This window comes from Amycolatopsis mongoliensis, from assembly GCF_030285665.1.
Classification (GTDB): Bacteria; Actinomycetota; Actinomycetes; order Mycobacteriales; family Pseudonocardiaceae; genus Amycolatopsis; species Amycolatopsis mongoliensis.
Genome location: NZ_CP127295.1, coordinates 6,893,768 through 6,905,866, shown reverse-complemented (window position 1 = coordinate 6,905,866; position 12,099 = coordinate 6,893,768). Strand labels below are relative to the sequence as shown.

Sequence of the window (12,099 nt, the reverse complement as noted above, 5' to 3'; positions counted from 1 at the left end):
TAGCCACGGCGCGGTCCTTATGTCAAGACAAAGCCCGGCCGGCGCGGAACGCGTCGGCGACCCAGCCGGCGATGAAGGTGCTCACGTGGGAGAGGTGGTCGAGCCCGATGTGCTCGGCCCCGCCCTCCTCCGCGGTGAAGATCCGCAGCCGCCGGTCCGGGCTGGCCGTCGCCTGGTCGTAGGAGCGGTGCGCGTACTCCAGCGGGATCTGCCGGTCGTTCTCGCCGTGGCAGACGAGGAACGGCACGGTGATCCGCTCGACGACGCCGTCGAGGTTCACCGCCGCGGCGAAGCCGATGAACTCGTCGAGGTTCTCGTGGCCCCACACCCACCGGACGTGCTCCCAGTAGTGCGGCACCGGGCGCTCGCCTTCGCGCTGCAGCCGGCGCCGCTGCACCGCGCCCCAGTCGTGGTTGGCGCCCCACGCGACGACCAGCGCGAGCCGCTTCTCGAACGCCGCCGCGCGCGGGGCGTAGTAGCCGCCGAGGGACCAGCCGACCAGGCCGATGCGGGCCGGGTCGACGTCGGCGCGCGTTTCGAGGTAGTCGACGCACGCGGCCGCCCACGCTTCGGTGTCCACGCGCGCGGTGAGGCCCTGCAGGCGCAGCGCTTCCCCGGAACCCGGGCAATCGACCATCAGGCACGAGATCCCGCGCGCGGCCAGCTCTTCCCAGTGCCGGGAGGAGTACATGTGCTCCTTGGTCGAGTCCAGCCCGTTCCACATGATCACGACCGGGGCCCGGCCGGTGCCCGCACGGCTGAAGTAGGCCGGCAAAGTGGTTCCCTCGTACGGGATTTCGACGCGGGTGACCGTCTCGAACGCCTTCTCCTGCAGGGCGAGGACGCGCCGGTAGGTGTCGAGCCGGTCGGGCGCCGACGCGCTCTGCATGCGCTCGGCCTGGCAGAGATAGTTGGTGGCGCGGGCGTAGAGCTGCTTCGCCGTCCGCGGGTGCCCGTTCTTCTCCGCCTCCTCGGCCTGGGTCACGAGCTGGTCGGTCAACGCGGTCCAGGCGCGCAGGAAGTCCGCGGTGCCGGCGTCTTCGCCGCGCTGGGCCGCCTCCTTGATCGGGCGGCAGGCGCGGTCGACCTCGTCGATGAGGCCGCCGCTGTTGAGCGTCGCGACGACGCCCAGGTTCCAGACGTAGTTGCCGGGGAAGTATTCGAACACGGATCGTCCTTTCAGGAGAGTGCGCCGGCGAGGGACTTGACGCCTCCGTGGGCGGTCAGTCCCCCGTCGACGGGGATCTCGGCGCCGGTGATGAACGACGCGTCGTCGCTGAGCAGGAACACCACCAGCGGAGCGACGTCGGCCACGGCGCCGGTGCGGCCCAGCGGCGTTTCGGCGATGTTCGCGGCGCGGAACGCGGGTGCCGCGGACGCGGTCATCGCCGTCTCGAGGTAGCCGGGGTGCACGGTGTTGACGCGGATGCCGCGTGGGCCGAGCTCGGTGCACGCCGTCTTCGCCGGCCCGCGCAGCGCCCACTTGCTCGCCGTGCAGGCCGCCGGGTAGTGGCCGGTCAGCGCGGCCACCGAGCCGACGACGACGATCGGGCCGCCGGCGGGCATGCACGGCAGCACGGCCTGGATCGCCCGCAGCGTCCCGCCGACGTTGCGTCGTGGACCCGCGCCAGGTCTTCCGGTGCGACCTCGGACAGCCGGGCGCGCCAGGTGATGCCCGCGTTGGCGACGAGCCCGTCGATCCGGTCCCGGTCCCGCACCAGCGCCGCCCACCCGGCGCGATCGGTGACGTCGAGGCGGGCGTACTCGACGCCCGGCAGCTCCTCGGCCGGTTCCTCGGCCAGGTCGACGCCGACGACCTGCGCGCCCTCGGCGGCCGGCAGTCGCGCCTCCGCGGCGCCTTGGCCCCGGGCCGCACCGGTGACCACCACGACCTTCCCCGCCACCCGGCCGGTCATCGCGCGCGCTTCCGCGGCCGCGGGCGAGCCGGGGCGACGGGCGGCAGATCCACGCCCGCGACGACGGTGTTGCGGATCGTGCCGAGCCCTTCGACCGTCATCTCGACGACGTCACCGGGGGCGAGCGCCGGGACCGGCCGGCCGCGGCCCCACAGCTCGGCGAGGCACCCGCCGTTGCCGCAGGTGCCCGAGCCCAGGACGTCACCCGCGCGGACCCACGTGCCGCGCGAAGCGTAGGAAACCAGGTCCTCGAACGGCCAGCCCATGTTGGACAGCAGGTCGTGGCCGATTTCGCGGCCGTTGACCGACACCCGCATCGCCGGTGCCAGGAACCCGTCGCCGTCGCGAAAGGGCTCCAGCTCGTCGGCGGTGACGAGCCACGGTCCCAGCGTGGTCGCCGAGTCCTTGCCCTTGGCGGGCCCCAGGTCGACCTTCATCTCGCGGCGTTGCAGGTCCCGCGCGGACCAGTCGTTGAGGATCGTGTACCCGAAGATCGCGTCGCGCGCTTCGGCGGGGGTGAGCGACGTGCCGTCGTGGCCGATCACCGCGGCCACTTCGAGCTCGAAGTCGAACAGCCGCGAGCCCGGTGGCACCGGCACGTCGTCGTGCGCGCCGACGAGCGCGTACGGGTTGGTGAAGTAGAACGTCGGCGCCTCGTACCACTCGGGGACGACCCCGGCGCCGTCGCCGACGCTCGCGACGACCCCCTCGACGTGCTCCTCGAACGCCACGAAGTCCCGCACGGTCGGCGGGTCCAGGGGTGGCAGCAGCCGGACCCGCTCGATCGGCACGGCGGGCGAGCGCAGCGCGCGGGTGCCCTGGGCCAGCGCCGTGGGCAGCCCGTTCCGGACCAGCCCGAGGACGGTCGCGCCGTCGGGCAGCGCGTGCAGCCCGTCGTCGCCGACGACGCCGGCGTGCGTGACTCCGTCGTGGAGATAAGTGGCGAACCGCATGGCTCAGACCGGCGGGGCGACGAACAGGCCGCGGTCGGGGTCGTTGAACGACTTGCGGGCGACGAACTCGTCCATCGCGTTCGCCGTGCCCCACTGGTCGCTCACCGCGGGGTCGCTGAAGTCGTACAGGTGCGGGTGCCAGGCGTCCTCGTCGACCAGCTCCAGCTCCGTCGTGTACTCGACGGTGTTGCCGTGCGGGTCGAGGAAGTAGGAGAACGTGTTGTTGCCCGCCAGGTGCCGGCCCGGGCCCCAGATCTTCTCGACGCCCGCGCGCAGCAGCTTCCCGGTGCCGCGCAGGTACTCGTCGAGGCCGCGCAGCTCGAAGGACGCGTGGTGCAGCGACGGGTGCGGGCCGCGGGCGACGGCGAGGCTGTGGTGCCACGCGTTGATTCGCAGGAACCACATCATCTCGCCCATCCGCGGGTGCATCAGGATGTCCGAGAGCCGGAACCCGAGGTGCTTTTCGTAGAAGGCGCGGGTTTCTTCCGGGTTCGCGGAGTTGACGACGACGTGGGACAGCCGCACCGGGACGTGCTCGCCCGCCTCGATCCGGCGGTGCCGCCGCACGGCGACCTCGGCGCTGATCTCGATCGTGCGGCCTTCGTTGTCGAAGAACCGGAACCCGTACCCGCCGCCGGGCGTCGTCATCGTCCCCGGCTCGGTGACGAGCGTGACGCCCGCGACGGCGAGGCGCCCGGCCAGTGCGTCCACATCGGACGGTGAGCCGGCGCCGAAGGCGATGAGGTCGATCCGCTTGTCGGCCGCTTCCCGGAGCCGGACGACGTACTGCTCCGGGGAGCCTTCGGCGGCGAGGAAGGCGATCCCCGTGTCGGAGTGCTCGGCGGACAGGCCCCAGGCGTTCGTGAAGAAGTCCTGCTGGCGGGACAGGTCGGGCACGGCGAGGTCGACGTGCCGCAGGTGGGTGATGAGCTGGTCGGGCATGGGTTCCTCTCAGGCGGGCGGGGTGACCAGGGCGGCGATCTCGTGCATCAGGCCGGGGACGTCCCCCTGCTCGTGGTCGAGCAGCCACTGGCCGAGCCGGTTCGAGGCGTCGACGACGGCCTTCGCGCGGCCGAACCGCCGATCGGTGAACGCCGTCCAGAGCCCGTCGTCGAGCGCGTCGGCGGCGAGCAGGAGTTCGGCGAGCACCGTCGCGTCTTCAAGGGCCTGCGCGCCGCCCTGGGCGAGGGTGGGCGGGCAGGCGTGCGCGGCGTCGCCGATCAGCACGACGCGGCCGCGGTGCCACGGCGGCGGGAGCACGTGCGTCTCGAACCACGTGTAGTTCACCCGGGCGGGGTCGACCAGTGTCTCGCGGATCTCGTCCCACGGGCCGTGGTAGGCCGACGCGAGGGTCCGCAGGGTCGCGAGCCGCTCGGCGGGGGTGAGGGAGCCGCGGTTCCGGGCCGCTTCGACGACGTAGGCGTAGAGCGAGTCTTCGCCGGTCGGGCAGTAGCCGGCGATGTAGGACGGGCCGCCGTAGTAGAGGTCGGTGCGCGTGACCGACGCCGGACGCGGGCCGAACGCGCGCCAGATCCCCATGCCGGTCGCCCGGGTCCGCGCGTCGATCCCGAGCAGCCCGCGCGTCGCGGAGCGGATCCCGTCGGCGCCGACGACCAGGTCGTAGTGGCCGATCGAACCGTCGGAAAAGGTCACCTCGCCTTCGGCCAGCCCGGCCACCGACAGTCCGAAGCAGACCTTCGCGCCGGCTTCGCGGGCCCGGTCGACGAAGATGCGCGCCAGCGTGGGCCGGGGTATCCCGAGGGTCGCGGGCAGGTCCGGGCCGCCCGTGCGGGCGTCGGGGATCTCGGCCAGCAGCGTGCCGGCGGCGTCCGGTGCGCGCAGGCCCAGGCTGTCGAAGCAGTAGCCCTCGGCCCGCACCGCGTCCCAGACGCCGAGTTCGCGCAGCACCCGCAAGGCGTTGCCCTGCAAGGTGATGCCCGAGCCTTCGGTGCCGGCTCCGGCGGAGCTCTCGACGAGGTCGACCGCGACGCCGCCGGAGGCGAGCAGGATCGCGGTGCCGGTACCGGCGAGGCCGGCGCCCACCACGAGGACGGTGTTCACGGCGGTCATGGGTGCTCCCTCGGTTACTTGACGGCGATCGGTGCGACCGGCGCGCCCACGGCGCCGGTCACCGGCAGCGGCGCGGCGGTGAGCCAGAACTCGAAGACGCCGTCGGCCGCGCAGTCGGCGGCCAGCGCGTCGAGGTCCCACATCTCCCCCAGGAACAACCCGATGTGCGGGATGGCGACCTGGTGCAGCGGCTGGAAGGCGACGTCGAACTCGTTGGGCCGCACCTCGAAGCCCCACGTGTCGGTCGCGATGCCGGCGATCTCCGTGCCGTGCAGCCAGTCCGCGGTGGTGAACGACAGCCCCGGCGAGTCGCCGCCGGCGTAGTCGCCCCAGCCTTCGCGGCGGGCGCGGGTCAGCCGGCCGGTGCGCACCAGCAACAGGTCCCCGCGCCCGACCGCGGCGGTCGCGCCCTGCGCGGCGATGGTGGCGGCGAGGTGCTCGGCGGTGATCGCGAACCCGTCCGGGAGCTCACCGTCGTCACCGAGCGCGCGCCCGACGTCGAGCAGGACCCCGCGGCCGGCGATCAGGCCGGCGGTCGTCTCGATGCCGGTGACGCGATCGCCTTCGCTGGTCACGACGTCACCGGCGCGGCGGCCGTTGTAGGCGAGGCCGTGGTCGAAGATGTGGCCGAGCCCGTCCCACTGGGTCGAGGCCTGCAGGGGCATGAAGACGACGTCGTCGGCGCCGCCGAGCCCGTGCGGGAAGCCCTGCGTGCCGCGTTCGGCGTCCACCCCGGTGTCCAGCATCGTGTGCACCGGGTTGGTCCGGCGCCGCCAGCCCTTCTGCGGGCCGTCGGCGCCGAAGGCCTGGGCGAGCGAGAAGCTCGCGCCGCGGCGGACGAGTGCCGCGCCCGCACGGCGTTTGGCTTCGTCGAGGAAGTTCAGGGTGCCGAGGACGTCGTCGGCGCCCCAGCGGCCCCGGTTGGAGCACCGCTGGGCGGCCGCGGCGATCGCGCCCTCGGGATCGGTTCGGTCCACGCCTTCACTGTCGGGGTCCGGGCGGTATCGAGGAAGACGAAATCGCGGATACGGAGTATCAGCACGGTGGATGGCGGCCGGATGGCCCCGGAAATCGTCGCGTTCCCGCGGGAGCGCGACGATTTTCCGGATCCGCCCGGGCGGAGCAGCCACCACGGCTCCGCGCTCACGGTGCGTTCCCGGACGCGAGGCCGTTCAGGGGGCGCCGGCCCGGCTCCCTCGGCCGTTCAGGAGCCGTTCAGCACGTCGCCGCACCGGAAATCCGGGCACCGCATCGGTGTCCCGGCGGTTTGTTTCTGGCCACCGGCACGCGTCGGGGCGTATGGTCGGCGCACACCTGGGAGCGCTCCCAACCCGCGGACCGATTCGCCGGTCTTCGCCGATCAAGGAGGACAGAGTGGTTCCCCGACGGATTCGCCCCCGCAAGACCTTGCTCTCCCTGGCGGTGACGGCCGTGACCGCCGTGCTGCTGGGCGGCGCGCTCACCGGTGTCGCCGAGGCGCACGGTTCCGCCACCGACCCGCCGTCACGCAACTACGGCTGCTGGAACCGCTGGGGCAGCGACTTCCAGAACCCGGCCATGGCGACGCGGGACCCGATGTGCTGGCAGGCCTGGCAGGCCGACCCCAACGCGATGTGGAACTGGAACGGGCTCTACCGCGAAGGCGTCGCCGGCAACCACCAGGCCGCCATCCCCGACGGAACGCTGTGCAGCGGCGGCCGCACGCAGAGCCCCCGGTACAACGCACTGGACACCGTCGGCGCGTGGCAGATGGCGAACAAGGACAACAGGTTCACGCTCACCGTCACCGACCAGGCCCACCACGGCGCGGACTACCTGCGGGTGTACATCACCCGGCAGGGCTTCGACGCCGCCACCCAGCCGCTGAGCTGGGGCGCTCTCGAACCGGTCGCCCAGTCCGGCCGCATCGCCCCCGCCGGGCAGTACCAGATCGCCGTCGACGCGGGCGCCCGGACCGGGCGGCACGTCGTCTACACCATCTGGCAGGCGAGCCACCTCGACCAGTCGTACTACTTCTGCAGCGACGTGAACTTCTCGGGCCGCTAGTGTCGGGCGTTGCAGGGTGTTTGCCGTTCGGGCGGCGGGAACCTGCGTCATGAGAGCCCGGCCCGGGCAGTCCCGGCCGCGATGCAGTGAATGACCCATTCACCTCGTCCGACGACATGAATGACTCATTCATGTCGCCGGACCAGCCGCCGCGACCCTCGGCAGATCCGGGTCCGATGCACCCGATGCCACTTTGGCGCGCAGGGCCGGGCCGCTGTCAACGAACCTCAGGCGCGCGACACTAGCCGTCCCCCGGCCGGAGGCGCCCGACGGCCCGTCGGGCGCCTCCGGCGGTGGCTATCCCCGTTCGGCGAACGCGGTGAACATCCCGGGCTGGTAGGACCCGCCCTTCTGGTGCACGATCACGGCGAGCCGGTTTGCCGCGTTGATCAGCGCGACCAGCGCGACCAGGGCCGCGACCTGGTCGTCGTCGTAGTGCTCGCGCACCCGGGCCCAGGTCTCGTCGGACACGCCGTCGTGGGCGTCGGCGAGCCGGGTGCCCTCCTCGGCCAGGGCCAGCGCGGCCCGCTCGGCCTCGGTGAACACCGTCGACTCGCGCCACGCGGCGACGAGGTTGAGCCGGACCGCCGTCTCCCCGGCCGCCGCGGCCTCCTTGGTGTGCATGTCGATGCACCAGCCGCACCCGTTGATCTGGCTGGCCCGCAGGCTGACCAGTTCCTGGGTCGGCTTCGGCAGCGACGACCGCTCCATCACCTGCCCGAGGTTCGCGAAGCGCTTGCCGAACCGGGCGCCGATCTCGTTGTTCATCAGGTCGAAGCGCGTTTCCATGGGTCTGGTCCTCACTCGTGTCGTGGCCGAACGACCTCCAGACACCGGTGACGCCGATCCTGTGACAGCGCGCGAGTGGCCGCTACTCCGTGGCCGTGCCGAGAACGCCGCTGACGTAGCGCAGGTCGCCCATGCGCAGGTCGTCCTCCTCCAGCGGCGCAAGGCCGTGGGCGGCGAGCAGGTCCCGGGTCGTGGCTCCCTTCAGCACCCAGCCGAGGCCGGTCAGGTAGGGAGCCGCCTCGTTGCGCTCACCGAAGTACCGCAGCTTCGCCATGTCGGTGTCGAAGCCGCGCGCCCGCCACTGTTCGGAGACGCGGTCCAGGCGTTCCTTCGTCTTGTCCTCGTCGCCCGGTTTCGGGTTCGGCCTGCTTTCGGTGGCCACCCGGCTCCCCGGCGCGCTGAGCTCGGTGACGGTGTCCAGCAAGCGGTCCTGCGCCTCCGGCGGCAGGTAACCCAGCAGGCCTTCGGCGCTCCACGCGGTCGGCCGGGCCGGGTCGAACCCGGCGGTGTGCAGTGCCGCGGGCCAGTCTTCGCGCAGATCGACCGCGGCCACCCGCCGGTCGGCGGTCGGCACGGCGCCGAGCCCGGCCAGTGTGCGGGTCTTGAACTCGACGACCGGCGGCCGGTCGAGCTCGTACACCACGGTCCCGGCCGGCCAGGCCAGCCGGTAGGCACGCGAATCCAGCCCCGAAGCCAGGATCACGACCTGGGTGATCCCCGCCTTCGTCGCTTCGAGGAAGAAGTCGTCGTAGAACCTGGTGCGCACCTTGGCCCCGTCGATCGCCACCTGCCCGACCAGGTCGCCGGGAGGCAGTTCACCGGACGCCAGCCGGGTGAGGAGGTCGATGCCGACCGCCCGGACGAGCGGTTCGGCGAACGGGTCGTCGATGAGCGAGCGATCCTCGCGGGTGGCGATCGCCCGGGCGGCCGCGGCCGCGGTGGCCGTCGCGCCGACGCTGGACGCCAGGTCCCAGGTGTCGCCGTCTTGCCTGGTCGAAGTCATGCTCCGCCTTGGTTCCTTCGGATTCGGGTTGTGGTCGAGCGGTGCCGGCCAGCCGGATCCTGATCGGCCCGCGCCACTCGGCGTCCGGGTCGAGCGACCGGCCCCGCTGGGTGAGCCGCACCCGGCCGGTGCGGGCGAGCTCCCTGGCCAGTTCCCGCGCCGGTGGCAGCAAAGGACGCCAGTCAGCGGCCACCGCCCTGGCCGCGTCCGACGGGCAGGTGCTGCTGTCCGCGCCGCGGGCCGTGGCCAGGGCGAGGATGGCGGCCCGCAGCCGGTCGGCGGAGGCCTCGGCGGTCAGCGCGACGCGGGCGTGGTCCGCGCCGGGGCCACCGCCGTCACGGGTCCGCTCCAGTTCCCGCCGCGGCGCGGACCGATCGGTCATGCCGCCAGGATCGCACGACCCGGCCGGACGGTGCCTAGTGCGTCTCGGCGGTGTAGCCGCCGTCGATGGCGAAGGTGGCCCCGGTGATGTTGCCGGCCACCCGGTCGCTGGCCAAAAGGGCCGCGAGGTTCGCGACCTCGGCGGGTTTGGTGAAGCGGCCGGTGACGGCGTGGGCGGCGGCTTCGCCGGCGACGGACTCGGGATTCGCACCGGTGGTGGCGGCGATCGTTTCGGCGACGCCGCCGCTGCCCAGCCACAGGTCCGTCGCGACCGGGCCCGGGTTGATCGCGTTGGCGCGCACCCCGTGCGGGCCGAACTCCTCCGACACCGACTTCGTGAAGCTGACCAATGCGGCTTTCGCCGCGCCCGGCGGCACCGGCCCCGCCCACTCCCGGCCGATCCGCTCGGCCGGGGGCAGGGAACCATCGCCCACCCACTGCCGCATCCGCTCCGGCGTCCAGTGGGCCAGCGCGGCGGCCCGCCCGGCCGCGCCGACCTCGGTCACCACCTGGTCGGCCGCGCCCGCCGGAGCGGCCACGACCACCAGCGCGGCGCCGACCACCGCGGACAGCGCGGCGACCCGGGTGAGCGCGGGCGGTTTCGTCGTGATCATGAACAGGGGACGTCCGGCCCGCCGCCGAGGTTGTTCGCGCCACCTGGTGTCGCGCGTTGCAGGGTGTTTGCCGTTCGAGGTGCCGGGAGCCTGCGCCACGGGACCCCGGCCCGTGCAGCCCTCCCGCGACGACATGAATGAGTCATTCTCCTCGTCCGGCGACATGAATGAGTCATTCATGTCGCCGGACCAGCCGCCGCGACCCTCGGCAGATCCGGGTCCGATGCACCCGATGCCACCAGAAGGCAAGCGATGGCCTGCCGGGTCAGGTCAAACTCTCCCTGAAGGCGGTCCCGCGACGACGATGACGTGCAGGGTCCGGGGCCCGTGCACGCCTTCCACCCGGGTCAGCTCGATGTCGCTGGTGGCGCTCGGCCCGCTGATCCACGTCTGCGGGCGCGCCGGGTCGAGGGCGGCCACGGCCTGCGGCACGCCGGGCACGATCCGGTCCTCGCGGAGCACGCACACGTGGATGTCGGGCACCAGGCTCAGCGCGCGCCGGCCCTGGCCGGGTCCGTGGTCGAGCACCAGGGTTCCGGTGGTCGCGATGCCCAGCGCGGCCGTGGTGACGACGGCGTCGAAGGCGGCCAGTTCCGCCGTCGTCCCGGCTTCCGCCGCGGCCGTGCCGTCGATCTCGACCGGAAAGCCTTCGGGCACCAGGACCTTCCGCGCCGCACCCAGCGCGGCGCGGATGGCTCCGGGCAGTTCGGCGGTGGTGCAGCGGGTGAGGCCCGCGCGGTAGTCGACCACGCGCTCGGCGAACAGTTCGACGACGTCCGGTGCCGTCGCGGAGCGGTAGCCGCGCGGGACCGCTGCCTCCGTCCGGTCCGCGTCCCGCAGCGCACCGCGGACGGCGGCCAGGATCTCCTCGCGCGCGGTCACCGCTTTTCCTTCCGCCACCACGAGCGGAACGACTCGCGCGGCGGAGCGGGGAGGTCCCGGGCGTCGGTCCACAGTGAACCGGGCCACGGCAGGCGGGACAGCGCCCGCCGCCCGCCCGGCAGCACGCGGCGGCCGAAGCGGGTCAAAGCCCGGTTGGCGACCCCCAGCCCGCGTTCGGCGAGGCCGAGCCGGCGGGCGTCCGAGAGCACCCAGGACGCCGCTTTCATCGCCACCGCCTCGGGTTTCGGTGCTCCGCCGCGATGCGCGTCGACCACCTGGGACCGCAGGTGCACCAGGACCTCGGGGATGTCGATGCGCACCGGGCACGCCTCGAAGCAGGCGCCGCACAGGCTGGACGCGTACGGCAGGGAGTCGGTCTGCTCGTCGACGCCGACGCCCTTGAGCAGCGGGTTGAGGATCGCGCCGATCGGCCCGGGGTAGACCGAGCCGTAGGCGTGCCCGCCGGTCCGTTCGTAGACCGGGCAGACGTTCAGGCACGCCGAGCAGCGGATGCAGCGCAGCGCCTGCCGGCCGACCTCGTCGGCGAGGGCCCGGGTGCGGCCGTTGTCGAGCAGCACGACGTGCATCTCCTGCGGCCCGTCGCCGGGCGTGACACCCGACCACGCCGAGGTGTACGGGTTCATCCGCTCCCCCGTGCTGGAGCGCGGCAGGAGCTGGAGGAACACGTCCAGATCGGACCACGTGGGCACGACTTTTTCGATGCCCACCACCGAGACGAGCACCTCGGGCAGCGTCAGGCACATGCGGCCGTTGCCCTCGGATTCGACGACCACGAGGGTGCCGCTCTCGGCGACGGCGAAGTTCGCGCCCGAGACGGCCATCTTCGCCCGCAGGAACTTCTCCCGCAGGTGCAGCCGGGCCGCGCCGGCGAGCTCGGCCGGATCGTCGGTGAGCCCGTCGGGTGCCGGACGGCCCGCCGCGCCCATCTCGCGGCGGAAGATCTCCCGGATCTCCGCGCGGTTGCGGTGGATCGCCGGCACCAGGATGTGGCTGGGCAGGTCGTCGCCGAGCTGCACGATGAGCTCGGCGAGGTCGGTCTCCCACGCGGTGACGCCGTGCTCGGCCAGTACCTCGTTGAGACCGATCTCCTGCGTGGCCATCGACTTGACCTTCACGACCTCGTCGACGCCGTGGTCCCGCGCGATGCCCGCCACGACGGCGCAGGCTTCCCGGGCGTCGCGGGCCCAGTGGACGGTCGCGCCCCGGGCCTGCAGGGCGGCTTCGAGCGTCAGCAGGTGCTCGTCGAGGCGGCGCAGGGTGTTGTCCTTGATCGCCGCACCCGCGAGACGCAGTTCCTCCCACTCGGCCACCTCGCCGACGACGGCCGCGCGCTTGGCGCGGATCGTGCCGGTGGCGTGGGCGAGGTTGCGGCGCAGCTGGGTGTCGGCGAGCGCTTCCCGGGCCGCGACCGGGAACGCGGGCAT

At 73.0% G+C, this 12,099-nt stretch carries 11 protein-coding genes and 2 pseudogenes; 1 reads left to right on the top strand and 12 read right to left on the bottom strand.

What is annotated here, in order from left to right; genetic code table 11:
- Positions 1 to 22 precede the first annotated feature (22 nt).
- The 6 genes and pseudogenes from QRX60_RS33155 to QRX60_RS33130 form a co-directional block, all read right to left on the bottom strand.
- On the bottom strand, positions 23 to 1,168 hold the full coding sequence (locus QRX60_RS33155) for an alpha/beta hydrolase family protein (protein ID WP_285995367.1): 1,146 nt from the start codon (positions 1,166 to 1,168) through the stop codon (positions 23 to 25).
- Positions 1,169 to 1,179: 11 nt separating this feature from the next.
- Positions 1,180 to 1,916: pseudogene (locus QRX60_RS33150) on the bottom strand (SDR family NAD(P)-dependent oxidoreductase).
- A complete protein-coding gene (locus tag QRX60_RS33145) occupies positions 1,913 to 2,869 on the bottom strand; it encodes a fumarylacetoacetate hydrolase family protein (protein ID WP_285995366.1) in 957 nt (318 codons plus the stop codon). Before QRX60_RS33145 ends, QRX60_RS33150 begins: the two are co-directional and overlap by 4 nt.
- 3 nt (positions 2,870 to 2,872) lie before the next feature.
- Positions 2,873 to 3,811 carry a VOC family protein gene (locus QRX60_RS33140; RefSeq protein WP_285995365.1) on the bottom strand — a complete coding sequence of 313 codons (939 nt, stop codon included), beginning with the start codon at positions 3,809 to 3,811 and terminating at the stop codon, positions 2,873 to 2,875.
- Between the two features lie 9 nt (positions 3,812 to 3,820).
- Positions 3,821 to 4,939, bottom strand: a complete 1,119-nt coding sequence (locus QRX60_RS33135) for an FAD-dependent monooxygenase (protein ID WP_285995364.1) — start codon at positions 4,937 to 4,939, stop codon at positions 3,821 to 3,823.
- A gap of 14 nt (positions 4,940 to 4,953) precedes the next feature.
- Entirely contained in the window at positions 4,954 to 5,916 is a 963-nt protein-coding gene (locus QRX60_RS33130) for a cyclase family protein (protein WP_285995363.1), read from the bottom strand.
- A gap of 397 nt (positions 5,917 to 6,313) precedes the next feature.
- Between QRX60_RS33130 and QRX60_RS33125 the strand changes: the two genes are divergently transcribed.
- On the top strand, positions 6,314 to 6,985 hold the full coding sequence (locus QRX60_RS33125) for a lytic polysaccharide monooxygenase auxiliary activity family 9 protein (RefSeq protein WP_285995362.1): 672 nt from the start codon (positions 6,314 to 6,316) through the stop codon (positions 6,983 to 6,985).
- Between the two features lie 297 nt (positions 6,986 to 7,282).
- Here QRX60_RS33125 and QRX60_RS33120 read toward each other — a convergent pair whose 3' ends face one another.
- From QRX60_RS33120 to QRX60_RS33095, 6 genes and pseudogenes are all read right to left on the bottom strand, one after another.
- Positions 7,283 to 7,774, bottom strand: coding sequence for a carboxymuconolactone decarboxylase family protein (locus tag QRX60_RS33120; protein ID WP_285995361.1), 492 nt, complete (start codon positions 7,772 to 7,774; stop codon positions 7,283 to 7,285).
- Positions 7,775 to 7,856: 82 nt separating this feature from the next.
- The gene (locus QRX60_RS33115; RefSeq protein ID WP_285995360.1) at positions 7,857 to 8,777 is read right to left on the bottom strand and encodes a class I SAM-dependent methyltransferase; all 921 of its coding nucleotides are present in this window, start codon (positions 8,775 to 8,777) and stop codon (positions 7,857 to 7,859) included.
- Between the two features lie 61 nt (positions 8,778 to 8,838).
- Positions 8,839 to 9,159 (bottom strand): annotated as a pseudogene (locus tag QRX60_RS33110) (DUF3253 domain-containing protein); the annotation flags it as partial.
- Positions 9,160 to 9,193: 34 nt separating this feature from the next.
- Positions 9,194 to 9,772: an SDR family oxidoreductase gene (locus QRX60_RS33105; protein WP_285995359.1), complete on the bottom strand. Its 579-nt coding sequence runs from the start codon at positions 9,770 to 9,772 to the stop codon at positions 9,194 to 9,196.
- Between the two features lie 270 nt (positions 9,773 to 10,042).
- Positions 10,043 to 10,654, bottom strand: a complete 612-nt coding sequence (locus tag QRX60_RS33100) for a LutC/YkgG family protein (protein WP_285995358.1) — start codon at positions 10,652 to 10,654, stop codon at positions 10,043 to 10,045.
- Positions 10,651 to 12,099 carry a lactate utilization protein B gene (locus tag QRX60_RS33095; protein ID WP_286003749.1) on the bottom strand — a complete coding sequence of 483 codons (1,449 nt, stop codon included), beginning with the start codon at positions 12,097 to 12,099 and terminating at the stop codon, positions 10,651 to 10,653. Before QRX60_RS33095 ends, QRX60_RS33100 begins: the two co-directional genes overlap by 4 nt.

Coding starts and splice junctions, on each gene's coding strand:
- QRX60_RS33145 (WP_285995366.1), bottom strand. CDS start 2,869: ATGCGGTTCGCCACTTATCTCCACGACGGAGTCACGCACGCCGGCGTC.
- QRX60_RS33140 (WP_285995365.1), bottom strand. CDS start 3,811: ATGCCCGACCAGCTCATCACCCACCTGCGGCACGTCGACCTCGCCGTG.
- QRX60_RS33135 (WP_285995364.1), bottom strand. CDS start 4,939: ATGACCGCCGTGAACACCGTCCTCGTGGTGGGCGCCGGCCTCGCCGGT.
- QRX60_RS33120 (WP_285995361.1), bottom strand. CDS start 7,774: ATGGAAACGCGCTTCGACCTGATGAACAACGAGATCGGCGCCCGGTTC.
- QRX60_RS33115 (WP_285995360.1), bottom strand. CDS start 8,777: ATGACTTCGACCAGGCAAGACGGCGACACCTGGGACCTGGCGTCCAGC.
- QRX60_RS33105 (WP_285995359.1), bottom strand. CDS start 9,772: ATGATCACGACGAAACCGCCCGCGCTCACCCGGGTCGCCGCGCTGTCC.
- QRX60_RS33095 (WP_286003749.1), bottom strand. CDS start 12,099: ATGCCCGCGTTCCCGGTCGCGGCCCGGGAAGCGCTCGCCGACACCCAG.